Here is a 21814-nt window from a genome sequence, read left to right on the forward strand (position 1 = left end):
GGCTCCGGACTTAAGCGGTCGGACGGTCGGACCCGTCGGCAGAACCGGACGATTCGAACCGAGCGGTTACGCGTTCTGCGCCGCCTGCGACTTCTTCTGGGTGACGTAGCCGGCGATCCGGTTACGGACGCCCTTCGACTCGACGGTCGTCAGCGCCGTGACGCTCTCCTTGTTCGTCTCGAAGTCCGCGTTGAACGAGTCGGGATACTGCTCCAGCAGGAGGTTCCCGAGCTGTTTGATGTACTTGGGTTTGATGGCCATACCGAGCGGTACCGGCGGCCCGAACTAAAAGGGTTCGTTCCGCCGCGAGCGGCCGCGAGGCGCGCTCCCGGCGGCCGAAGCGAGCCTCGGTCGCTCCCGCCCCGTCACTCGCCGTCGCGCTCGCGCCACCCGGTCGCCTCGTCGATGCGATCGAACGCCTCGCGCTCGGCCGGCCCGCCGCAGCGCTCCACCACGTCGGCGAAGTAGCGGAGCCGGTCGAGCAGCTCGGCCGTGTCGAACGACGGCACGTCCAGCCGCGAGGCGGCCACCGTCGCGTCGACGACCGCGCCGAACCCCCGGTTGACGGTGGGAACGCGCTCGGCGACGACCGCCGACTCGACCGGCGACAGCTCCCACGTCCGGATCGTGGTCTCGCCCTCGGCCTCGGCCGCGACCTCCTCCGCGCGCACCTCGACCCACGCGTCGGCGCTCGGGAGGACGGGGTCGTCCGTCTCCCGGACCGTCAGCGCCGCGTCGACGAACGTCCGCGGGTCGACGGTGAACTGGACCACGCCGCCCCCGCGCTCGGCGAAGTTCCGCCATGTCCGGGTGCGGCCGTAGGTGCGCGCGGTGACCGGCTCGTCCGGCTCGTCCGGGGCGTGAACTCCGAGCGCAGCGACGTTCCACCGGTCGTTCGGCCCGCGCGTCGTCACCACCGACTCCGTGACGCCCCGGAGCGGCACCGGCCACCCGTCCGGGGCTACGCCGACGGGCCCCCCGTCCGGCGCTCCATCGCTCACGGCGCCACCTCCGCGCCGCGCCGGAGCGCGACGAACAGCGCCGCGCAGGTGAGGTCGGCGGTCGTGCCGGGGTTGATCCCCTCGGCGACGAACGCCGCCGCCAGCGACTCCGCGGCGTCGAGGTCGGCGCCGTGAACGGCCTCGGCGTCGACCGCGGAGACGTCTCCGACGGGGTCGCTCGGGTCGCTGCCGTCCGGATACAGGATCTCTCTCGCCCGCGCGCTCGCCTCGCGGGCCGTCTCCGCCCCCCGAGTCGACGCGACGAGGGTGTCCGGCTCCGCGGCGAGCAGCCCGAGGAACGCCCGCGCCGCCCGGTCGGCCAGCGGCCCCTCGTCCGTCAGGATCCACTCGGCCGCGCGGAACGTCCGCGGGAACCCCTCGACCCACTCCGCCGCGTTGCGGTCCGGGACGCGGTCAGAGGCGGCCGAGCCGCCCGCCGCCCCAGCGTCGACCGGGTCCGCTGACAGCGCGAGCACGTCCCGAAGCGTCGTCTCGCGCTCGCGGAGCGCGGGCTCGGCGGCGCCCCCGCGGCGCACGTCGAGGTCGGCCGCGCCCTCCGGCGGGTCGTCGACCGCGACGTCGACGACCTCGAACACCCGGTAGAACGCGACCGCGTCGTCGACGGTCGTCGACCGACAGACCGCGTCCACGCCGGCGGGGGAGAGCTCGCGGTCGGGGTCCGCAGCCGCCCGCACCAGCGGGACGAGCAGCAGGAGACAGCCGAACTGGGTGTTCGTGCCGGCGCGTGCGGCCATCCCCTCCACGGCCCGCTCGAAGGCCGCGCCGACCGCGGGCCGCTCGGCGACGCCGCCGTCGGTCTCGGCAGCCAGTTCGAGCCCCGGCCGGGCGCCGACCGCGCCGCCGAGGAACGCCTCGAACCGGAGGTCGTCGAGGTCGCGGCGGCGGTCCACGTTCCCGGGCTTCGGCGTGCCGGCCACCTCCACCAGGAGCGCGAGCGTCGCGTCGTCGACGGGGTCCGTCGCCCCGCTCGGCGTCACGTCTTCCGCCGGTTTCGTCGCATCTCCTGTCGGGCGCTCGTCACCGCTCACGGCCGCACCTCCGGCCCGGGATCCGCTTCGCCGGCGCGCTCCCGCAGCGATCCCGCCCGCCACTCATCGACAGCGTCCGCGACGCGCGCGAGGACCGGCGGGTCCTCCGTCGGGCGCCCCGCGCTCACCGCGTCGGCCCCGTGCGCGGCGTATTCGGCGACCGTCTCGTGGGCTCGGACGCCGTTGTTGGCGACGACTGTCAGGTCGGCGAGGCGGTCTCCGCCCCCGGATGCCGCGTCGACCGCCGCTGCGAGGTCCGCGATCACCGCCTCCGAGTCCATCGCGTCGACGTGGAGCCAGTCCGCGCCCGCGCTCGCGACGCGCTCCGCGACGGCGACGAGGTCGACGCCGGGCACCTCGGCGCGGACCTTCACGCTCGTCGTCGCGCCCGTCCCGCTCGCGGCGGCGACGTACCGCGTCAACCGGGCCGGATCGCGGAGCAGCGACTCGCCGCAGCCGACCGCGCGGAGTTCGGGCTGCCGACAGTGGGCGTTGACCTCGCAGACCGCGCCGCGGTCGGCGCAGATCCGCGCGGCCTCCCGGACCGGCTCCGGCGCCGCGCTCCGGACGTTGACCCCCGGCCGGACCGGAACCTCGGCGAGCGCGTCGATCTGGTCGGCGACGAACCCGAGCGGGTCGGTCGGGAGGAACTCCGATCGCCCGCGCGCGACGAGATCGCGGGCGGCCGCCCGACTGGCGGGATCGAGCGCGACCCCGCCGAGTAGCGCGGCGTCGACGTGCTCGGCCGCAGCGCGGGCCCACTCGCTGTCGGCCGCGCCGCTGAGGCTCGCGGCGACGAGGAACGGATCGTCGCCCGCGGACGCTCCGGCCGCGTCGGCGCGCCGGGTCACTCCGCCCCCTCCCGCGGCGCCCCCGCGTCCGCCGCGCCGCCGGCGACCGCCGTCAGCGCTCGTTCGCAGGCCCGGGCGACGCGCTCGGCGTCGTCGACGCCGTCGATCTCCGTGTCGGTGCGCTCGACGTGCCGATCGAGGTCGGTCGGGTCGTCGTCGTCGAGGACGAACGCGTCCGCGAAGGGGTACGCTTCGGCCACCCCCGCTGTCGAGGGCTCGCGGCCGACGCCCGCCATCAGCTCCGCGGCCGGGCCGGAGAACACCTCGTCGCCGACGAACGGCGAGACGGCGACCACGGGCGTCTCGCGGAGCGCGCGCTCGAACCCGGGGAGCGCCAGCATCGGGCCGAGGCTCGTCACCGGGTTCGAGGGGCCGATCACGACCGGGTCGGCGAGCGCCGCCAGCGCGGCGTCGGTCGGTTCCGCGTCGGCCGCCCCCCGGAACTCCACGTCGGCGACCGCGGGCTCGGCGCGGCGCGCGACCCAGTACTCCTGGAAGTGGATGGTCTCGCCGCCCTCGGTGTGGACCAGCGTCGCCACCGCGTCGTCGGACATCGGGAGGAGGTCGACGTCGAGGTCGAACGCCGCGGCGAGGACGCGGACCGCCTCGGTGAGCGACTTCCCCTCGTCGAGCAGGCCCGTGCGCGTGAGGTGGACCGCGCGGTCGCGGTCGCCGATCTCCATGAACTCGCCGACCGCGGAGAACCGCCGCCAGCGGGCGATCTCGCGGCCAGCGGTCTGCGTCGCGTCGTCGAGGTAGCGCGGGGTCCCCGGCTCGCCGTCGAGCGCGTCGCCCGCGGCGCTCGCGAGGCGGGAGAGCTCCTCGTGGGTCGCGGTCGTGTCGCCGTCGATACCCCACCACGTCTCGCGGTCGAGGACGCCGCCGCCCGCGAACAGCACGGTGTCGACGTCGGGGCAGACGAGGTGACCGCCGATCTCGACGTCGTCGCCGGTGTTGGCGACGACCGCGGTCTCGGACGGATCGAACACCCGGGCCGCGCCGTCGAGGAGCTTCGGCGTGCCCGTCCCCCCGGCGAGGAAGGTTACCATACCGGCGCAAGGCGACGGTCGGGCTTGTATCCTCGCCTCCGCGGGCGACGAGGTACGACCGGTGCTACCAGTGGCGGTCCCCTCGAGTCACCGTCGCGGGGGCAGTCGACGGAGGCGCTGAAAGCCGCCAATAGGTGTCGAAAGCTACATATCAGACGAACCGAAAGAACCGTCTCGACACCGTCCTGTCCCCTCATGAATTTCACGACCGAAGCACACCTCGATGAATATATCATCGACGGAGAAAACACGGTCTCGTTTTCTGCGTCCGACGGGGAACTTACCTACCGTCGGCCGTCCGCGGACGAACCCGTCTCGATCCCGGTCCGCGATATCACAAGCGTCGAGTTCGAGCGGGACACGAGCCTCCACCGGCACACGTTCCTCGGACTGTTCTTCCTCGTCCTCTCGCTCGTCCTCACCGTCGGCGCTATCGGGCTGGTGTACACCGGACGCGTCGAGACCCGCCCCGAGATCGCGTTCGCGGCGTTCCTCGGGCTGTTCGCGGTCGGCGGCTGGAACACGACCCGCGACTTCCTCTCTCACTCGGACCGCGACGTGATCGACGTCTACGTCAACACCGAGGCGGAAACCCACGTCCTCTGCGGCGAGGTCGGTCACGCCGGGTTCGTCGACGCCTGCGGACAGCTCATCGACTCCGACGTTCCCACGACGAACCGCAACCGAAAGCTCGCGACCGCCCTCGAATAGCGCGGGTCCGTCGCCCGGCCGGGACGCCGCCTCGCCGCGCCGGACTCGCCGGCGGCTATTCGTGTGCGACGCTCGTCTGCATCCCCTCGGTGTTGAACGCGCTCCCCGCCGCGTCTGCGCCCGCCGCGGTCGGGTCGAGGACGATGACGCCCGCCCCCGACCCGGTCAGCCCCTCGAACTCCGCGATCGCCCGGTCCGCCGCCTCCTGCGCCCCGAGGCCGTCATCGAGGTGGCCGACCGCTCGTCGCGAGAGCGTCACCCGCGCGATGTCTTCGCCGGCGCCCGTCGCGCTCGCCCCGCCGGCCTCGGTACAAAAGAAGCCGGAGCCGACCTGCGGCACGTCGCCGACGCGCCCCGCGAGCGCGAACGACCGCCCGCCGGTCGAGGTGACCGCCGCGACGCGCTCCCCGTCGGTCGCGACCGCGCCGACGGTGTCGTGATCGGAGGCGCGGCCCGACGCCTCGACCCCCGTCCCGTCGCCGTCGTCCGGCCGCTCGCCGGCCCGATCGTCGCCCGACCCGAACCGCGACGCGAGCCAGTCGAGGTGCTCCCGCGGGCCGCCCCGCGGCGGGTCCTCCGCCTCGTATCGCTCCCGCGTCTCGTCGGTGAGCAGGGCGGCGCCCGTCTCGACGCCGAACTCCGCCGCGAGTTCGACGGCGTGTTCACCCGAGACGAAGACGTGCGGCGTCTCGTCACGGACGATCCGGGCGACGCTCGCCGCGTGTTCGACGCCCGGCATCGAGCAGGCCGCGCCGATCTCGCGGTCCGAGGTCATCACGCCCGCGTCGGTGCGGACGACGCCGTCGGACTGGACCGCGCCGCCGACGCCCGCGTTGAACCGGGGGTCCGATTCGAGGACGGCAACCGCCGACTCCACCGCGTCGAGCGGCGTCGCGGCGTCGGCGCCGCGCGCGGCCGCCTCGTCGAGGACCGCCTGCCTGGGCTCCGGGTCGTCCGGGGCGCCGCCGGCGCCGCCGTGAACGATGACTCGCATACCGGAGGCTCCCGCGGCGGCCACATAAGCGTCCGGAAGCCGGCGGCGACCGCTGGGGTCGACCGGCCTCCCGCTCCGCCGCCGCAAGACCTATTCCCGCCGCTGGGCGAGTCGGAGCCATCGTGACGACGGCCGATTCCGCCGGCGGCGCCGCCCCACGCCGCGCCGCGTCCCGGCTCCGCGCCGCGCTCCGCCGGCGACTCGGGATTGACCCCCGCGCGCTCGCCGCGTTCCGGATCGCGCTCGGCGCCGTCCTCCTCGTCGACCTCGCGCTCCGGTCGCGGAACCTCGTCGCCTTCTACACGGACGCCGGCGTCCTCCCGCGGGCGACGCTCACCGACGCGTATCCACTCGGCGCCCGCTTCTCGCTCCACGCCGTCTCCGGCGAGGCGTGGGCCGTCGCGCTGCTGTTCCTCGCCGCCGCGCTCGCCGCCGTCGCGCTCGCGGTCGGCCACCGGACCCGCGTCGCGGTCGTCGCCTCCCTGCTCCTGCTCGCGTCGCTTCAGGCGCGGAACCCCTTCGTCCTCAACGCCGGGGACACCCTCCTCCTCCAGCTGCTCGGCGCCGGACTCCTGTGCCCGCTCAGCGCTCGCTGGTCGGTCGACGCGGTCCGCCGCCGCGCCCCCGATGCCGCGGCCCCGCCCAGCGGCGACGGCCGCGACCGCGTCGCGGGCCCCGCATCGGCGCTCCTCCTGACGCTCGCGGTCGTCGTGTACGTCGCCAACGCGGTCGAGAAGTTCCGAGGGTCGATGTGGCCCGGCGGCGAGGCGGTCGCGCGCGTGTTCCGGCTCACCTACCTCCACGGCCCGCTCGGCGGGCTCGTCCCTGAGTGGCCGGCGCTGCTCTCGGCGGCCACCTACGGCTGGCTCGCGCTGCTCGTCGCCTCCCCGCTGCTGGTCGCGGCCGCCGGCCGGGTCCGGGCCGCGCTCGCGGGGACGTTCGTCGCCGCGCACCTCTCGATGGCCGCCGCGCTACAGATCGGCGTGTTCCCCGCGATCTCCGCGACCTCGCTGCTGCCCTTCTTCCCGCCGTTCGTCTGGGACCGCGTCGAGCGCGCGGTCGCCCCCGCCGCCGACCGGCTCCACTGCCTCGCGGAGCGTCGGACCGTCTCCGCGGGACGACCGGCCGGTCCGCGGTCGCTCCGGGTCCTCCGCGAGGGAGTCGCGGCCGCGATCCCGGTCCTCGCCGCGGTCCTCCTCGTCGCGGTCGTCGCGTGGAACGGGATGGCGCTCGGGGCCGTCGAGACGCCCGACGCGGTCACGTCGGTGTCCGACCCGACGGAGGGCGGCTGGACCATGTTCGCGCCGAACCCGCCCTCGACCGACGCGCGCGTGTCGGCGACCGCCGCGACCGCCGACGGCGACCGGATCGACGCGCTGTATGGCGACCGCGTCGCGCGCGACCGACCGCCCTCCGACGCCCGCGCGTACCCGACCGCGCGCTGGCGGAAGCTCCTCACGGCGCTCGCGAACAACCCTGACTCGGCCCGCGTCGACCCGCTGCTCGCGCACCTCTGCGACCGGGCGGGGGGCTTCGCCGAGGGTGGAGACGGCGCGATCCGGTCGGTCACGGTGTCGGCCGTCGACGTCGACGTGAGGGACGGGGAGACGGGGGTCGACGAACTGGGGACGCGCTCGTGCTCGGCGCCGTGAACGGGGCGCGAGACTCGATCGCGGACGTTTACTTTCGGACCGCCCGATACCCCTGTCGTGACAGCTCCGGAACCGACCGCGTCGCCGGGAAACTCGACGCCGGTGTCCGTCCTGCTCCCGACCGTCCGCTGGACCGACGCCTGCGACGAGGTGGCGGCCCAGCTCCGCGGGTCCGAGGCGCTCGGCGGTGAGGCGAGCGGCGCGGCCGACGACGACGCGGACGCCGACGAACTCCTCGTGATCTGCGACTCCCCGGACGACCCGGTCGCCGACCGGCGGGGGGACCTGCCGCCCCGCGTCCGGATCGTCATCGCCGGCGAACCGGAGGGGTGTTCCGGCAAGGCCAACGCGATCGCCGCCGGGATGGCGGCGGCCGCGAACGACCGGATCGCCTGGACGGACGACGACTTCCGCCATCCGCCCGACTGGCTGGCGACGCTCGACGCCGACTACGACCGGCAGGGGCCCACCACGGAGGTCCCGGTGTTCGTCGGGCTCGACCCGCTGGCTCGCCTGTTCGAACCCGCGTACGTGATCGGCGGGACGCTCGCGGTGTTCGCGGCCGGCGTCGCGTGGGGCGGCGCGGTAATATTCGAGCGCGAGGACCTCCGCGCCGGGGAGGCGGCGTTCCGCCGGGACCTCCTGCGGACGGTCAGCGACGACGGGACGCTCACCGACCATCTCGACGTGGCGTCGGTCGACCGGACGCGGTACGTCCGGGCGGGCGGGTCGGCCCGGGACTCGCTGGAGCGGTTCGTCCGCTTCCTGACGATCACCCGGTACCACGCCCCCGGGGCGACCGCGTTCAACGCCGCCTTCGGCGTCTCGATGGCGGCGCTCTGCCTGTTCGCGCCGGTCGCCGGGGTGACGCTCGTCACGGCCCTCGCCGGGGCGGCGTACGCCCGGTTCGGGATCCGGCGCGCGACGTTCCTGCTCGCCGCGCCGGGCGTGCTGATCGCGCCCCCGCTGATGGCGTACGCGTTCGCCCGCCGGACGTTCGTCTGGGGCGGGCGCCGCTACCGCTGGCGGTCGCTGTTCGACGTCGAGGTCGAGCCGATCTGACCGCGGGACACCGCGGGGAGGCGTCGGGGCCGCCCGCGGTGAGAACGGGAGAGACTGCGAGAGCGCCCGCGGCGAGAACCGGCAAAGGCTGCGAGCGCGACGCTCACGCCGAAAACGGCAACCACTTTAGGGGGCCACGGAAATCGTCGAACGTTCATGAGTTACGATAAAGTCGATGTCCCTGACGACGGCGAAGCGATCACGCTCGCCGACGAGGAGACCGGCGAGCTGAACGTGCCGTCGAACCCCATCATCCCGATCATCCACGGCGACGGAATCGGCACCGACGTCGGGCCGGCCGCACAGCAGGTGCTCGACGCCGCCGCGGAAGCGACCGGCCGATCCATCTCGTGGATGCGCGTCTACGCCGGTGCCAGCGCCCGCGAGAAGTACGACGAGAACCTCCCCGAGGACACCGTCTCGGCCATCCGCGACCACCGCGTCGCGATCAAGGGCCCGCTGACGACCCCCGTCGGCGCCGGCTTCCGCTCGCTGAACGTCGCCCTCCGCAAGACGCTCGACCTGTTCGCGAACGTCCGTCCCACCTACCACCTCGAGGGCGTCCCGTCCCCCGTCAAGAGCCCCGGGGAGATGGACATGGTCACGTTCCGCGAGAACACCGAGGACGTCTACGCCGGCGTCGAGTGGGAGGCCGGCACCGAGGGCGCGGAGCAGGTACGCGACTTCCTCGAGGACGACATGGGCATCGCGGACGTCATCCACGACGGTCCGGTCGGCATCGGCGTCAAGCCCATCTCCGAGTTCGGCTCGAAGCGCCTCATCCGCGAGGCCGTCGACTACGCGCTCGCGAACGGCCGCGACTCGGTCACCCTCGTCCACAAGGGGAACATCATGAAGTTCACCGAGGGCGCCTTCCGCGACTGGGGCTACGAGGTCACCGAGGAGGAGTACGGCGACGACGTGATCACCGAGGACCAGCTCTGGGAGGAGCACGACGGCGAGCAGCCGGAGGGCACCCTCGTCGTGAAAGACCGCATCGCGGACAACATGCTCCAGCAGCTGCTGACCCGCACCGACGAGTACTCCGTCATCGCGACGATGAACCTCAACGGCGACTACATGTCCGACGCCGCCGGCGCGCAGATCGGCGGCCTCGGCATCGCGCCCGGCATCAACCGCGGTCACGGCCGCTGTCTCGCCGAGCCCGTCCACGGCTCCGCGCCCAAGTACGCCGGCGAGGACAAGGTGAACCCCACCGCGATGATCCTCTCGGGCCGCGAGATGCTCGACTACCTCGGCTGGTCCGACGCCGCGGACCTCGTGCGCGACGCTGTCGAGGAGACCATCGCCTCGGGCAAGGTCACCTACGACCTCCACCGGCAGATCGAGGGCGGCGAGAAGCTCGCCACCAGCGAGTTCGCGGACGCCGTCGTCGACAAGATCGACGAACTGGCGTAAGGCTCCGTCGTCGACCCCGCGGTCAACGACTCCTCTTCTCTCCAAATCGTCGCTGCGTCCCCGCCTATCCCAACCGCTCGTCGAGGATGAGCCGCGTCTTCGTCGACTTGACCTCGTCCATCTCTCGGGCCTGCGTGATCAGTTCGTTGACCGCGCGCGTGTCGACCGCGTCGACGACGAGGACGACGTCCTCCTCGCCGGACACCTGCCAGACGAAGTCGACCTCCTCCCACTCCACCATCCGCTGGCCGACCGCGTCCGTGTTGACGTTCATCTCCACCGAGATCTCGATCATGGCCTTCACGTTGCCGGTGCGGGTCGTGACCGTGAACCGCTCGATCACGCCCTCGTCCGTCATCCGGTCGACGCGGTTGCGCACGGTCCCCTCGGAGGTCCCCACCCGGTCCGCGATCTCCGTGTACGGGGTCCGCGCGTCCCGTCGCAGGATCGAGAGGATCCGTCTGTCGAGGTCGTCCATACCGATCCGTCTCGGTCCGCCGACTTACCCGTTACGAATATCGTAACTAACCTTCGAACGACGCATTTATTATCCTTTACGCGTACGTTTCTCGTAATGTCGGACGCCTACATCGCGCTGGCCGACGGTCGCGTGCTCGAAGCGCGCGCCCGTGCGCCGGGGCGGACCCGCGGCGAACTAGTGTTCACGACCGCGTACACCGGCTACGAGGAGTCGCTCACCGACCCCTCCTACGCCGAACAGATCCTCACCTTCTCGTACCCCCTCATCGGGAACTACGGCGTCCGAACCGAGCGGTTCGAGTCCGAATCGGTCCGGCCGAACGCGGCGGTCGCCCGCGAGATGACCGACGACGTCGCCGACTGGCTCGCCGCGGAAGGCGTTCCGGCCGTCGACCACGTCGACACCCGCGAAATCGTCACCACCGTCCGCGAGGAGGGCGCGATGGCCTGCGGGATCGCCGCCGGCCCGGACGCGACCGCCGAGGACGCCGTCGAAGCGATGGAGGCGTGTGAGCCGATGAGCGACCACGTCGATATCGGCGCGCAGGTGTCCGTCGCGGAGCCGACCGTCCACGAGGGGGGCGGCGACGCCGACGTGGCCCTCCTCGACTGCGGCGCCAAGGGATCGATCATCTCCTCGCTCACCGACCGCGGCGCGGACGTCCACGTGCTCCCGTACGACGCGACCCCCGAGGACGTGGCCGCCGTCGGGCCCGACGTGCTCTTCGTCTCGAACGGCCCGGGCGACCCGGAGAACTTCGTCGCGGCCCAGGCGGTCGTCGACGAGTTCGCCGGCGACCTGCCGATGGCCGGCATCTGCCTCGGACAGCAGGTGATCACGAGCGCGCTCGGCGGCTCGACCGAGAAGATGGCGTTCGGCCACCGCGGCGTCAACCAGCCGGTGAAGGACCTCCGCACCGACAAGGTCGTGATGACCACCCAGAACCACGGCTATACGGTCGACGACACCGGCCCGCTGGAGGTGACGCAGGTGAACGTCAACGACGACACCGTCGAGGGACTCGACAGCGAGGATCTCGACGTGATCACCCGCCAGTACCACCCCGAGGCGAACCCCGGGCCGCACGACTCGCTCGGCTTCTTCGACGAAGTGCTCGACCTGGCGACCTCGTCGCGCCGCGTCGCGGCCGACTGAGCCGACGGTCCGCCCTCCCCGCTCCCGGCGGTTCCGACGCCCTCTGACTGACCACTCGGAGTACCACCCGGTCGGCGCTCGCGATGCCGTCTTCGCTCTCCGCTCTCACCTCTCGGTCCGTCCTTCGGTCTCCGCGCCCCTCGCCGCGGACCGGCGACGTTTTCTCCCGTCCCCCCGCACACCGTCGTATGCCAACCGAGATCCTGCTCACCAACGACGACGGGATCGACGCCGTCGGGCTTCGGGCGCTCGCGGACGCGCTCTCGCGCGACCACGACGTGACGGTCGTCGCGCCCGCGACGAACCAGTCCGGCGTCGGCGGCGCGCGCTCGTGGTGGGACACGACGGTCGACTACACCGAGACGGACCGCGGCTACGCGGTCGAGGGGACTCCCGCGGACTGCGTCGCGGTCGCGGACGTGGCGCTCGGGCTCGACCCCGACGTGGTCGTCTCCGGCTGCAACCACGGCCCGAACATCGGCGCGCACATCCTCGGGCAGTCCGGCACCGTCGGCGCCGCGATGGAGGCCTCGTTCCTCGGCACGCCCGCGATCGCCGTGTCGCTGTACGACCGCGGGAACCTCCCCGTGCCGCCGACGCTCGACAACGGCGACTTCGCGGTCGCCGGCGAGGTCGTCGCCGACCTGATCGACCGCGCCGAACGCGACGCCGGCGACGGCGCCCTCGAACTCCCGTTCGGCGCCGACGTGTTGAACGTCAACGTCCCGGCGGCGGACGACGAGGCCGCGGAGGACCCCACCTACCGGCTGACCGAGCCCGCCCGCGGCTTCGACGTGATCGAGTTCCGCCCGGGCGAGGAGGGACCCGACGACGAGAACGTCCCCGAGGGCTGGGAGTTCGGCGAGCGCCGCGGCGAGATGGGGATGGAACTGCGGGACCGCTTCTGGCGGGAGTTCCTGCGCGGCGACGTGGCGGACGATCCCGGGTCGGACCGCCGCGCGGCCGTGGAGGGCGAAGTGAGCATCTCCCCGCTGTCGAGTTCGCGCGCCGTCGCGGGCGAAAAGGCGGGCGAACTCGTCGAGCCGGTTCGAGGCGCAGAGACGGGAGCCGATTAACGGCGGTCGTCGGTCGGAGTACGACCACTATCGACCACTTCAGCGGCGCGGTCTGCCGATTTAGCGGCGCGGTCTATCGATTCAGCGACGCCGCCGGGGCCGTCGCCCGCTCCCGCTGAACTCCGCGGCGAGCCGACCGAGGTACCACACGACGACCAGCCCGACGAGGAAGCCGCCGCCGAGCGCGGCGAGCAACTGGAGAGGCGACGGGTCCAACTGGAGGGCGAGGAGCGGCGGCGAGGCCGTGACAATCGCGAGCAACGCGATCCTGATCTTCCGGTTCCCCGCGTCCCGTTCGGACTCGGAGATGGGTCCTACCACCGCGATCCCCTCATCTGTGTTCCGACGACTCCCGGCGCGACGCTCATGCCCCCACCACGTCCCCGGCGAACATCAAGGCGACGAACCGAACCCGTTCGTCCGAGTCCGGTGCCGCCGGAGCGACCGCGGAACGATCGTCGCCCCGGACCGTCCGTCGGACGTGCCCACGTCGACGGTCGATCGGTGCGTTCGGTCCCGCACGGGCAAAAGACTCTCGACCGTTCACGCCGTCTCTGGGCTCTCTCCGCCGTGAACGGTCTGGGTCGTTTAAGCCCGTTCGGCGGCTCGTGTCGAGTGCCCCTACCCGCCGTTCCGGTGCGACGGGCGCCGCGGCGACGCCGCCCGCGCCCCGCGTCGCCCGCTCCGCTCCGGGACTCGCCCCTCCCCGCCGTTTCGCGGCGTTTTTGACCCGACCCCGACAAGCGAGCGGCATGGACGACGAACTCCGCGAGCGCGTCGCGGCGGCCGGCGAGGCCGCGGCGCTTTTCAACGCGCTCAAACACGGCAGCGACCCGGACGTGGGCGCGATCATGGGGCCGATCATGGGCGAGAACCCCGAGTTCCGCCCACACGGCGACGAGATCCCGGGCGTCCTCGCGCCGGTCGTCGAGGAGGTCGGCGAGATGGACGAGGCGGCCCGCCGGGAGCGGCTCGGCGAACTCGCCCCCGATAAGCTCGCGGAGCTGGAGGCCGACGACGAGGACGACGACCGCGTCCTCCCCGATCTCCCGAACGCCGAGGACGGCGAGGTCGTGATGCGCGCCGCGCCGAACCCCAACGGCCCGTGGCACGTCGGCCACGCGCGGATGCCCGCCGTCATCGGGACGTACAAGGAGCGCTACGACGGCGAGTTCATCTGCCGGTTCGACGACACCGACCCGGAGACGAAACGCCCCGACTTAGACGCGTACGACGCCATCCTGGACGACATCGAGTACCTCGGCTTCGAGCCCGACCGCGTGCTCTACGCCTCCGACCGGCTGGAGACGTACTACGAGCACGCCCGCGACCTGATCGACGCCGGCGGCGCGTACACCTGCTCGTGCTCCGGCGACGACTTCTCCGAGCTGAAGAACGCGGGCGAGGCGTGCCCGCACCGCGAGAAGGACGCCGAGACGGTCCGCGAGGAGTTCGCGGCCATGGTCGACGGCGAGTACGGCTCGGGAGAGATGGTCCTCCGCGTGAAGACCGACATCGAGCACAAGAACCCCGCGCTGCGCGACTGGGTCGCCTTCCGGATGATCGACACGCCCCACCCTCGCGAGGCGGCCGCCGACTACCGCTGCTGGCCCATGCTCGACTTCCAGTCCGGCGTCGACGACCACCTCACTGGCGTCACCCACATCATCCGCGGCATCGACCTCCAGGACTCCGCGAAGCGCCAGCGGTTCGTCTACGACTACTTCGACTGGGAGTACCCCGAGGTGCTCCACTGGGGCCACGTCCAGGTCGACGAGTACGACGTGACGCTCTCCACCTCGACGATCAAGGGGCTCATCGCGGACGGCGAGCTGACGGGCTGGGACGACCCGCGCGCCCCGACCATTCGGTCGATGCGCCGCCGCGGGCTCCGGGGGCAGGCCTTGGTCGACTCGATGACGGAGCTGGGGATGTCGACCTCCGACGTCGACCTCGCGATGTCGTCCGTCTACGCGCATAACCGCGACCTCGTCGACGACGAGGCGGACCGCTACTTCTTCGTCCGCGACCGCGACGACGCGCCCGCCGTGGCGCTCCCGGTCGTCGACGGCGACGCGCCCGCGCCCGCGGCTGGCCATCCGCCGCTCCACCCCGACCACGAGGACCGCGGCGACCGCGAGGTGCCCGCCGGCCGGGTCCTCGTCGAGTCCCCCGACCTCCCGAGCGAGGGCGAGCGCGTCTGGCTCAAGGGGTACGGCTGCGTCCGGTACGAGGGCGACGAGCTCGCCTTCGTCGACGACGGCATCGAGGTTGTCCGCGAGGGGGACGTGGACGTGGTCCACTGGGCGCCCGCTGAGGAGGGCCTCGACACGCTCCTCCGGACCGTCGACGGCGACGTGCGCGGGATCGCCGAACCCGCGCTCGCCGACGTCGACCCCGACACGGTCGTCCAGTTCGTGCGCGTCGGCTTCGCCCGGATCGACGGGTTCGACCCCGAGGCGACCGATGAGGAGGACGGCCCGAACGGAACCGAGGACCTGCTAGCGTACTACGCGCACCCGTAGGCCGAGGTCGGCGATGTCCGGCCGCCCGGCGGCGCTGCGCTCGGTCGACCGAATCCGTTCGTCGGGGAATTTAAACCCGCGACCGGCGAAGCGAGGGCAACGATGGCCATCGACTCGAACTTCGAAGTGAACCGCGAGCGGGTCGGCGAGGAGGACGGTGTCGCCGTGTGGGGCCCCGTCGAGCCGCCGGAGAAACAGGGGATCCGCGGCACCCACGTCGCGGTCGACTTCGACATCTGTCTCGCCGACGGCGCGTGTCTGGAGGACTGTCCGGTCGACGTGTTCGAGTGGACCGACACCCCCGACCACCCCGAGTCCGAGCGGAAGGCGAACCCCGCCGACGAGGACCAGTGTATCGACTGTATGCTCTGCGTCGACGTCTGTCCGGTCGACGCCATCGACGTGGACCCCGGGCGCGAAAACCGGTTATAATCGGCTGTAAGTGGTCGTTTTTGAGGCCGTGTGGTCTCTGTCGACCGAGTCCCCGTGTTCTGATTGATCCACATTGGATCGACTGCGAACCCCTCCGAAGCCCCAGCCGCGAGGCCGCCGGACGCTCGCCGTGCGCTTCACTCGGTCGCTCACCGCGTTCTTCCCTGCGGTGCTTGCGTCGCCTGCGTTCGCCTCGCGACTGCCCCTTTGAGTCCCGCCCCGACCGCACAGCACGGCACCTCACGCCTCCCCAGCCTCGCGGTTCGCGCTCTCCGAGCGCGAACTGTGTCCCTCGCGCGTGCTCCTCATCCCCTACGGGCGTTCGGAGGCACGCGCCACCGCAGACCTGTTAGCAAGCGGCCGTAGCCGATCCGCTCATTCGCCGGTGAACCGCTCCCGTTCCGCGAGCGCGAAGTCGGTCCCGTACCGCTCCACGAGGGGGGTGTAGGCGTCGCCGAGCGCCCGCATACACGCGCTCGTCGAGGCGAAGCCGAGGTCGTCGGCGACTTCCTCCCACGGCCGGCCTTGGAGGACCTTCCGAACGAGCAGGCGCTCCGCCCGGTCGTCGAGGTCGGTCCCCTCGACCAGCGCCGCGAGCGCGAGGTCGCGGAACGCGCCGGGCGCGCTGTCGTACATCCCCGGCCCGACCGACGCCCCGACGACGGAGCGCCACTCGGTCTCGGTGAGATCGACCGGGACGGAGGCGGAACACGCACCCAGCGCGCCGCGGATCACGTCCGGATCGACGTCGCGGTGCGCGTCGGAGAGCCCGTCGCGCTCGCGGTCCCGGAAGGCGACCGCGTGGCGGGCGAGCAGGTCGCGCCCGGCCGCGGTCTCCGGGCGCAGCATGATCGCGGAGTGCTCCCCCGAGGCGTCGTTGCGGCTCGTCGAGAGGTGGCCGATCCGGTATCCCGCGCGCTTCCAGAAGCGGAGCAGGCGCGGCGTCGCGCCGTAGCCGACCGAGAAGTAGTCGACCGGCTCTCCGTCGTCGTGAGTCGCTTCGCCGTCGCCCGCCACTTCCCCCCCGAACTCCGCGTGGACCTCGTCGAGCAGCCGCGAGCCGAAGCCGGCGTCCCGGAGCGCGTGGTGGGTCGCGATCCGGACCGTTCGCAGGCCGCGCGGGGCGGCGGCGTCCTCGTCGCGGAGTTGGCTCGTGAGCACGTCCGGCACCATGTTGCCGCGGACGCGCTCGCCCTCGTACATCCGCCGCCGCGTCTCGGCGTCGAGGCCGCCCTCCCGCGCGAGGAGCGCGACCGCGACGACCCGGTCGTCCGCGACGAGCGCGCGCGCGACGAGGTTCGGCGCGTCGAGCAGCCGCGCGAGGTCGTTCGGCTCCGTCCGGTAGTGTGCGGTGACGAGCAGCCCGAACGCCTCGCCGAGCAGCGTCTCGTCCGCGCGCAGTTCCTCCGGGTCGAGCGCCCGATACGTCGCGTCGTCGACCGACGCGTCCGCGACCGCGTCGTCGACCGCCGGGCGAGCGTCCAACAGGAGCGCCCGGGACGCCCACGCCTCCACCGGGTCGTTCCGCGCGTACCGGATCGGCTCGTCGAGCCGCACGTCCCGGACCGCGAACCGCGAGCCGACCAGCCGCTCCCGGAACCGGACCGCGAACCCGCGACCCGCCCCCTCGTAGCCGTGGACCGTCGTACAGAACGCGACCGCGGGCGCGTCGAGGAACCCCTCCAAGAGCCGCACCGGGAGCGCCGCCGCCTCGTCGACGATCACGGCGTCCGCCTCGTCGGCGTCCGCCGCGGCCGCCGCGGGCGACATGAACCGGACGCGACCGCCGGCCGGCGTTCGGAGGTCGCGCTCGTCCGCATCGCCGTCGCGGTCGATCCCGTCGCGTTCCCAATCGGTCTCGCTCTCGATCAGCTCTCGGGCCCGCGCGAACACCTCGGCGGCGTTCCGGAACGCGGGCGCGGTGACGAGCACGTCGGCGCCGCCGAGCGCGAGCGCGCCCGCCGCGATCCCGGCCGCGCTCGACTTCCCGCGCCCGCGGTTGGACTCGACGACGACCGCCGATCCGGGGTCGGCGAGCGCCTCGAAGGCCCGCACCGCGCGGGCCTGGTCGTCCGTGAGACAGGCGCCGTACGCGGCCGCGGGGAACGCCGCACCCGGCGGCGGGCTCGGCGCGTCGCGGTCGTCCGCGTCGTCGGGTTCGCCCTCGCCACCGCGTTCGTCCCCACCGCCGCGCTCGTCGCCTTTCTCCGCGGTCAGGCCGTCTCGTTCGAGGGCGTCGCCCGCGGGGTCGTCCCCCAGTGCGACGACCGCGATTCCGGGGTGCGTCCGGAGCGTCGAGACGAGGCGCTCGCGGAACCGCCCGGTCACGTCGCCGAGGCCGTACGGGGGCACCGCGAGCGAGTCGTCGAAGCGGTCGCGGACCCCGGGCCAGTCGTCGAGGAGGGGTGTGAGGAGGATCAGCAGCCCACCGCCGTCGACGGCGCCGACCGCTCGGCCGAGCGCGTTCGGTACGAACTGCCCGTGGCAGTCGAGGACGACCGCCTCGCGGGTGCGTCCGAGCAGCTCGTCGGCGCTCCGCGGGCGGTGCTCCTCGAACCGGAACCCCTCCCGGGTCGAGACGAGCGAGACCGCCTCGTCGTCGACGCCGAGGGACACTATCGCGTCGTAGGCGGCGTCGGTTCCCCGGTCGCGGTCGCCCGCCAGCACGAGGACGCGCCGCTCGTTCGTCCGCTCGGCCTCGGCGCGCAGTTCGCGCGCGACTCCCGCGATCATCTCCGCTCGTGGTTGCCGAGGCGCGGTCATGTGTCTTCCCCTCCGCGCGTCGCCGAGGCGAGTTGCTCGTTCACGACGCTCCGGCGACGCCGGCAAAGGCGGGAGGCTTACGGCCGCGCGGCGCGTCGCTCCCGGCATGACCACGGTCACGCTCATCGGGACTCGGCTCGCGGACGTGGGCCGCGAGTTCGTCTACGAAGGGGAATCGGCCGGCTGCGAAGGGTGTCCCTACCGCGGCCAGTGTCTCAACCTCACCGAGGGGAAGCGGTACCGGGTGACAGACATCCGCGAGAACGCCCAGACGCTCGACTGCGCCGTCCACGACGCGGGCGTCCGCGCGGTCGAGGTCGAGCCCGCGTCGGTCCCGGCGAACGTCCCGTCGAAGCGCGCGTACGCCGGGAGCAAGGCGTCGCTCGCCGGTCCCTGCCCGCACACCGAGTGCCCGAGCCACGGCTACTGCGTCCCCGACGGCGCCGACTTCGACGAGGAGCGCGTCATCGATCAGGTGCTCGGCGACCCCCCGCACGAGACGTGCGCGCTCGACCGCGACCTGACGCTCGTGGAGTTCCGCGCGGAGGAGTGAGTCCGGCCGCGGGGCCGCTCCCTTCGCTTACAGCGAGGTGATCGCGTTCAGCGTGATCCGGATCGCGCGCTCGACGTTGTCCTTCGCCTTCTCCGGTAGTTCGTCGTCGGAGTCTGCCCCCTTCTGCGTGCCCGCGACGAGGTTACCGTCCACCGTACAGATGGCGCCCGCCGCGAGCCCCTTGCGCCGCGCGAGCGAGAAGACGGTCGCCGCCTCCATCTCGATCGCGAGCAGGTTCGCGTCGTTCCAGTCCTCGACGTACTCGTCGTCCTCGTTGTAGAACGCGTCGTCCGAGACGATGGGGCCGACGTGGATCTCCTCGTCGTTGTCCTCGGCCGCATCGACCAAGCCGGTGAGTACGTCGTAGTCCGGGACCGCCGGGTAGTTCGCCGACTCGTACCGCTTGCTCGTCCCCTCCTCCTTGGCCGCGCCCGTCGCGACGACCATGTCGCCGACCTCCATCTCCGGCTGGAGCGCGCCGCAGGTGCCACACCGGACGAACGTCTCCACGCCGACCCGCGAGAGCTCCTCCACGGCGATGGCGGCCGACGGGCAGCCGATCCCGGTCGAGCAGATCGTGAGGTCGACCCCGTCGTAGGTCGCGTTGACGAGCTTGTATTCGCGGTTCTGCGCGACGACCTCGCTGTCGTCACACAGGTCGGCGATCCGGTCGACGCGACCCGGATCGCCCGGGATGACCGCGATCTCGTGGACGTCGCCCTCCTCGACCAGCAGGTGCGGCTGTTTCGCCATACGCGCCGCAACAGCGGCCGCGCGCAAAAACGGACCGGTCGGCGGGCGGGGCTCACGCCGCAAACACAATTTGATATCGCGCTATGCGATTTACAACAGCGATCGAACGGCCGCGGTCCCCCCAGGCTGGACCGCCGACTCCACCGGATCGGACCGTTTTATCGCCCGAGGCCGCGACGTTCGACTATGACCGACGCTGACGCCTCCGCCGATTTCGGTTCGACGCTCGGTGCGCTCACCGTCGCGTTCCTCCTCGTGACACTCGTCACCGGGACGCTGCTTGGCTTCAACTGGACGCAGGCGGTGTTGCTCGGCGGGTTCGCTGGCGTCGTGGCGGTCGGGTCGGCGTGGCTGACGGACCGGCGAGCAGACAACGACTAAAGCCGCGCACGCACCGGTTGCGGCCGCACGGACGCAATTCTCGCGACTGAGAAGGCAACGGAGGATTTTATACCCGTTCGGCGACGACATCGCACAATGCGCTTCAGTCGCGACCGTCGGGGCCAGTCGGTCGTGATCGGGACGGTGGTCCTCTTCGGGTTCCTGATTGTTGCGCTCTCGCTGTATCAGGTACAGATCGTTCCGCAGCAGAACGGACAGACGGAGTTCGAACACTTCGAAGCAGTTCAGAATGATCTCGTCGAACTCCGAACTGCGATTTCCGCTGCCGGACAGTCGGAGCGTCCGCAGTTCCTCGACGTGAAACTCGGAACGAGCTACCGGACTAGGACGTTCACGATCAACCCGCCAGACCCGGCGGGAACGCTGCGGACCAGCGACGCGTACAACATCACGATCACCGACGACTCCGGCACCACAGTGAACGTCTCCACGCGATTTATCGAGTACCGGCCGCGGTACAACGAGATCGAATCGGGGTCGACGTGGTACGACAACTCCGTTCTCTACGTCGAAGAGACGGACTCGAACCGTCCTGCCGTAATCATCGAAGATCAGAATATCTTGGTCGACAACGACACGCTCAGACTGACCGCCGTCCAGAACGACTTCAGCGCGTCCGGCACTCGGAAGGTTGCCGTGGAGCTGTACCCGACGAGCAATGCGACCAATCTGTCGAAACTGTCTGGAGGACTCGACGTCCGTATACCGACACGACTCGGCAGCGAGGACGGCTACTGGAACGAGTCGATCGAGAATGGTTCGGTGACGTATCAGGGGATGGATGATGCCGCGTATCCCGAATCAAGCGAGGTCTCGGCGCTGCTGCTTCGGGTTGACAGCCCTGACAATATCAGCGTGAATTCGGTGGGCATTCAGAGAGAACCAACGGGAGAAGCGACGAAAGACAACATTGGGCCCGCCGGTGGCGGTGGTAGTGACGGGAGCGATAGGAGTGATGGGAGCGGTAGTGGCGCCTCCAGTCAAATAAGTTCTGACAACAATATAAATATCAACAGTTCTGGCGAACATCTTTTCTTCCGCTTCGATACTGGTGGATCAACCTTTACAATAGTCAACGCCAGCGTCGACACCACAAATATGCCAGATGGGTCCCGACCAGATCTCAATGGAATATGGATTAATGAGAACCGCAAATACAATGCGGGAAGCGGTGGATACGCGTCTGATGGTACAACAATAGATATCGATGACACCGCCGTCAGTGGGTCAACCTCGATCAGGTTTGGTCCCTTCACAAGAAGAGAGGGTGTGGCTTTGCCGGGAGGCGCGAGCGACTACACGTTCCAGAACACTCAACCTTCAGGTAGCTACATCGTAGTCAATGTTGGATTCAACGATGGTACCACGAAGACGTTCTATATAGAATACTCTCCATAACAAAACAAACCTGTTCGGCGAATAGCATTCGACAACTGTTTACATCTTCTATTGGGTGGGTGATATTTTTGCTCGTGATGGTGCCAGCCTATCCAATTGGGGACAAGATCACTTCGGGATTACGTTGACTCTCCAAGTGACGAATCAAACGAAGCGAGTTCCAGTAACGGAGACTTTGAATACGTGTTTGATCCGAGAGTCACAGTTCAATCAGGAGTAAAGACTGAAATTGAATTTGATAATTTTAATAGTAGAATAAAAGAAATTAGTATCATTAATTCAGAATCTAACGCAGATATTATGATCTCGCTTCGGCTAGAAGATGGGAGCGTCAAAAAGATATACTTTGATGCGGAGGAACGGATACAGGGCGGGAACGGGAGCGGGGGTAATCCAGGAAGAGGAAACAATTAGAGGAGCTATACAGTCATACACTGATTGAGCGAGTTCGTCTGTATTGAGCAGCATCACATGCGAGTTCCGACAGC

At 70.8% G+C, this 21814-nt stretch carries 22 protein-coding genes; 12 read left to right on the plus strand and 10 right to left on the minus strand.

What is annotated here, in order from left to right; genetic code table 11:
- Nucleotides 1-66: 66 nt before the first annotated feature.
- From Z052_RS13205 to cofD, 5 genes are all read right to left on the minus strand, one after another.
- Nucleotides 67-261, minus strand: a complete 195-nt coding sequence (locus Z052_RS13205) for a 30S ribosomal protein S17e (RefSeq protein ID WP_049930279.1) — start codon at nt 259-261, stop codon at nt 67-69.
- A gap of 104 nt (nt 262-365) precedes the next feature.
- A complete protein-coding gene (locus tag Z052_RS13210; protein WP_089308343.1) occupies nt 366-1001 on the minus strand; it encodes a DUF447 domain-containing protein in 636 nt (211 codons plus the stop codon).
- Nucleotides 998-1999 carry a triphosphoribosyl-dephospho-CoA synthase gene (locus Z052_RS13215; protein ID WP_086219256.1) on the minus strand — a complete coding sequence of 334 codons (1002 nt, stop codon included), beginning with the start codon at nt 1997-1999 and terminating at the stop codon, nt 998-1000. Before Z052_RS13215 ends, Z052_RS13210 begins: the two co-directional genes overlap by 4 nt.
- Before the next feature lie 47 nt (nt 2000-2046).
- A complete protein-coding gene (locus Z052_RS13220; RefSeq protein WP_099289119.1) occupies nt 2047-2901 on the minus strand; it encodes a tRNA-dihydrouridine synthase in 855 nt (284 codons plus the stop codon).
- Nucleotides 2898-3950 carry a 2-phospho-L-lactate transferase gene (cofD, locus tag Z052_RS13225; protein ID WP_049930284.1) on the minus strand — a complete coding sequence of 351 codons (1053 nt, stop codon included), beginning with the start codon at nt 3948-3950 and terminating at the stop codon, nt 2898-2900. Before cofD ends, Z052_RS13220 begins: the two co-directional genes overlap by 4 nt.
- A gap of 195 nt (nt 3951-4145) precedes the next feature.
- On the opposite strand from cofD, the gene Z052_RS13230 reads away from it, so the two are divergent.
- A complete protein-coding gene (locus Z052_RS13230) occupies nt 4146-4661 on the plus strand; it encodes a hypothetical protein (protein WP_086219228.1) in 516 nt (171 codons plus the stop codon).
- Between the two features lie 55 nt (nt 4662-4716).
- On the opposite strand, the gene Z052_RS13235 is transcribed toward Z052_RS13230, so the two are convergent.
- Nucleotides 4717-5655, minus strand: a complete 939-nt coding sequence (locus tag Z052_RS13235; RefSeq protein ID WP_094521436.1) for an isoaspartyl peptidase/L-asparaginase — start codon at nt 5653-5655, stop codon at nt 4717-4719.
- Nucleotides 5656-5777: 122 nt separating this feature from the next.
- Between Z052_RS13235 and Z052_RS13240 the strand changes: the two genes are divergently transcribed.
- The 3 genes from Z052_RS13240 (at nt 5778) to icd (ending at nt 9788) form a co-directional block, all read left to right on the plus strand.
- Complete coding sequence (locus Z052_RS13240) at nt 5778-7307, plus strand: HTTM domain-containing protein (protein WP_094521435.1); 1530 nt, start codon at nt 5778-5780, stop codon at nt 7305-7307.
- A gap of 57 nt (nt 7308-7364) precedes the next feature.
- On the plus strand, nt 7365-8369 hold the full coding sequence (locus Z052_RS13245) for a glycosyltransferase (RefSeq protein WP_049930293.1): 1005 nt from the start codon (nt 7365-7367) through the stop codon (nt 8367-8369).
- Nucleotides 8370-8525: 156 nt separating this feature from the next.
- The gene (icd, locus tag Z052_RS13250) at nt 8526-9788 is read left to right on the plus strand and encodes an isocitrate dehydrogenase (NADP(+)) (protein ID WP_094521434.1); all 1263 of its coding nucleotides are present in this window, start codon (nt 8526-8528) and stop codon (nt 9786-9788) included.
- 64 nt (nt 9789-9852) lie between these two features.
- On the opposite strand, the gene Z052_RS13255 is transcribed toward icd, so the two are convergent.
- On the minus strand, nt 9853-10266 hold the full coding sequence (locus tag Z052_RS13255; RefSeq protein ID WP_006114390.1) for an Lrp/AsnC family transcriptional regulator: 414 nt from the start codon (nt 10264-10266) through the stop codon (nt 9853-9855).
- Nucleotides 10267-10362: 96 nt separating this feature from the next.
- Here Z052_RS13255 and carA point away from each other — a divergent pair, with 96 nt between their 5' ends.
- Together carA and surE are read left to right on the plus strand one after the other, a co-directional pair.
- On the plus strand, nt 10363-11424 hold the full coding sequence (gene carA, locus Z052_RS13260) for a glutamine-hydrolyzing carbamoyl-phosphate synthase small subunit (protein WP_049930296.1): 1062 nt from the start codon (nt 10363-10365) through the stop codon (nt 11422-11424).
- Nucleotides 11425-11612: 188 nt separating this feature from the next.
- The gene (gene surE, locus Z052_RS13265; RefSeq protein ID WP_049930297.1) at nt 11613-12500 is read left to right on the plus strand and encodes a 5'/3'-nucleotidase SurE; all 888 of its coding nucleotides are present in this window, start codon (nt 11613-11615) and stop codon (nt 12498-12500) included.
- An 81-nt stretch (nt 12501-12581) separates the two neighbouring features.
- On the opposite strand, the gene Z052_RS13270 is transcribed toward surE, so the two are convergent.
- Nucleotides 12582-12821: a hypothetical protein gene (locus Z052_RS13270; protein ID WP_080508553.1), complete on the minus strand. Its 240-nt coding sequence runs from the start codon at nt 12819-12821 to the stop codon at nt 12582-12584.
- Between the two features lie 431 nt (nt 12822-13252).
- On the opposite strand from Z052_RS13270, the gene Z052_RS13275 reads away from it, so the two are divergent.
- Both Z052_RS13275 and Z052_RS13280 read left to right on the plus strand, forming a co-directional pair.
- Nucleotides 13253-15025, plus strand: coding sequence for a glutamate--tRNA ligase (locus tag Z052_RS13275; protein ID WP_094494626.1), 1773 nt, complete (start codon nt 13253-13255; stop codon nt 15023-15025).
- 102 nt (nt 15026-15127) lie between these two features.
- Nucleotides 15128-15457, plus strand: coding sequence for a ferredoxin family protein (locus Z052_RS13280; protein WP_094494627.1), 330 nt, complete (start codon nt 15128-15130; stop codon nt 15455-15457).
- A 375-nt stretch (nt 15458-15832) separates the two neighbouring features.
- Here the strand turns inward: Z052_RS13280 and tmcA are convergent, their stop codons facing one another.
- A complete protein-coding gene (gene tmcA / locus Z052_RS13285) occupies nt 15833-18190 on the minus strand; it encodes a tRNA(Met) cytidine acetyltransferase TmcA (protein WP_094521433.1) in 2358 nt (785 codons plus the stop codon).
- Between the two features lie 136 nt (nt 18191-18326).
- Between tmcA and Z052_RS13290 the strand changes: the two genes are divergently transcribed.
- Entirely contained in the window at nt 18327-18773 is a 447-nt protein-coding gene (locus tag Z052_RS13290; protein ID WP_049930303.1) for a UPF0179 family protein, read from the plus strand.
- Nucleotides 18774-18800: 27 nt separating this feature from the next.
- Here the strand turns inward: Z052_RS13290 and Z052_RS13295 are convergent, their stop codons facing one another.
- The gene (locus Z052_RS13295; protein ID WP_094494629.1) at nt 18801-19526 is read right to left on the minus strand and encodes a nucleoside phosphorylase; all 726 of its coding nucleotides are present in this window, start codon (nt 19524-19526) and stop codon (nt 18801-18803) included.
- 186 nt (nt 19527-19712) lie between these two features.
- On the opposite strand from Z052_RS13295, the gene Z052_RS13300 reads away from it, so the two are divergent.
- From Z052_RS13300 to Z052_RS19800, 3 genes are all read left to right on the plus strand, one after another.
- Nucleotides 19713-19907: a hypothetical protein gene (locus tag Z052_RS13300; protein WP_094494630.1), complete on the plus strand. Its 195-nt coding sequence runs from the start codon at nt 19713-19715 to the stop codon at nt 19905-19907.
- A 96-nt stretch (nt 19908-20003) separates the two neighbouring features.
- Entirely contained in the window at nt 20004-21326 is a 1323-nt protein-coding gene (locus Z052_RS13305) for a hypothetical protein (protein WP_094521432.1), read from the plus strand.
- 96 nt (nt 21327-21422) lie between these two features.
- Complete coding sequence (locus Z052_RS19800) at nt 21423-21740, plus strand: hypothetical protein (RefSeq protein WP_141213938.1); 318 nt, start codon at nt 21423-21425, stop codon at nt 21738-21740.
- Nucleotides 21741-21814 lie beyond the last annotated feature (74 nt).

It is taken from the genome of Halorubrum sp. C191 (assembly GCF_002727095.1).
Lineage (GTDB): Archaea > Halobacteriota > Halobacteria > Halobacteriales > Haloferacaceae > Halorubrum > Halorubrum ezzemoulense.

Coding starts and splice junctions, on each gene's coding strand:
- Z052_RS13230 (WP_086219228.1), top strand. CDS start 4,146: ATGAATTTCACGACCGAAGCACACCTCGATGAATATATCATCGACGGA.
- Z052_RS13305 (WP_094521432.1), top strand. CDS start 20,004: ATGCGCTTCAGTCGCGACCGTCGGGGCCAGTCGGTCGTGATCGGGACG.
- Z052_RS13295 (WP_094494629.1), bottom strand. CDS start 19,526: ATGGCGAAACAGCCGCACCTGCTGGTCGAGGAGGGCGACGTCCACGAG.
- surE (WP_049930297.1), top strand. CDS start 11,613: ATGCCAACCGAGATCCTGCTCACCAACGACGACGGGATCGACGCCGTC.
- icd (WP_094521434.1), top strand. CDS start 8,526: ATGAGTTACGATAAAGTCGATGTCCCTGACGACGGCGAAGCGATCACG.
- Z052_RS13235 (WP_094521436.1), bottom strand. CDS start 5,655: ATGCGAGTCATCGTTCACGGCGGCGCCGGCGGCGCCCCGGACGACCCG.
- tmcA (WP_094521433.1), bottom strand. CDS start 18,190: ATGATCGCGGGAGTCGCGCGCGAACTGCGCGCCGAGGCCGAGCGGACG.
- carA (WP_049930296.1), top strand. CDS start 10,363: ATGTCGGACGCCTACATCGCGCTGGCCGACGGTCGCGTGCTCGAAGCG.
- Z052_RS13255 (WP_006114390.1), bottom strand. CDS start 10,266: ATGGACGACCTCGACAGACGGATCCTCTCGATCCTGCGACGGGACGCG.
- Z052_RS13275 (WP_094494626.1), top strand. CDS start 13,253: ATGGACGACGAACTCCGCGAGCGCGTCGCGGCGGCCGGCGAGGCCGCG.
- Z052_RS13280 (WP_094494627.1), top strand. CDS start 15,128: ATGGCCATCGACTCGAACTTCGAAGTGAACCGCGAGCGGGTCGGCGAG.
- Z052_RS13300 (WP_094494630.1), top strand. CDS start 19,713: ATGACCGACGCTGACGCCTCCGCCGATTTCGGTTCGACGCTCGGTGCG.
- cofD (WP_049930284.1), bottom strand. CDS start 3,950: ATGGTAACCTTCCTCGCCGGGGGGACGGGCACGCCGAAGCTCCTCGAC.
- Z052_RS13290 (WP_049930303.1), top strand. CDS start 18,327: ATGACCACGGTCACGCTCATCGGGACTCGGCTCGCGGACGTGGGCCGC.
- Z052_RS13205 (WP_049930279.1), bottom strand. CDS start 261: ATGGCCATCAAACCCAAGTACATCAAACAGCTCGGGAACCTCCTGCTG.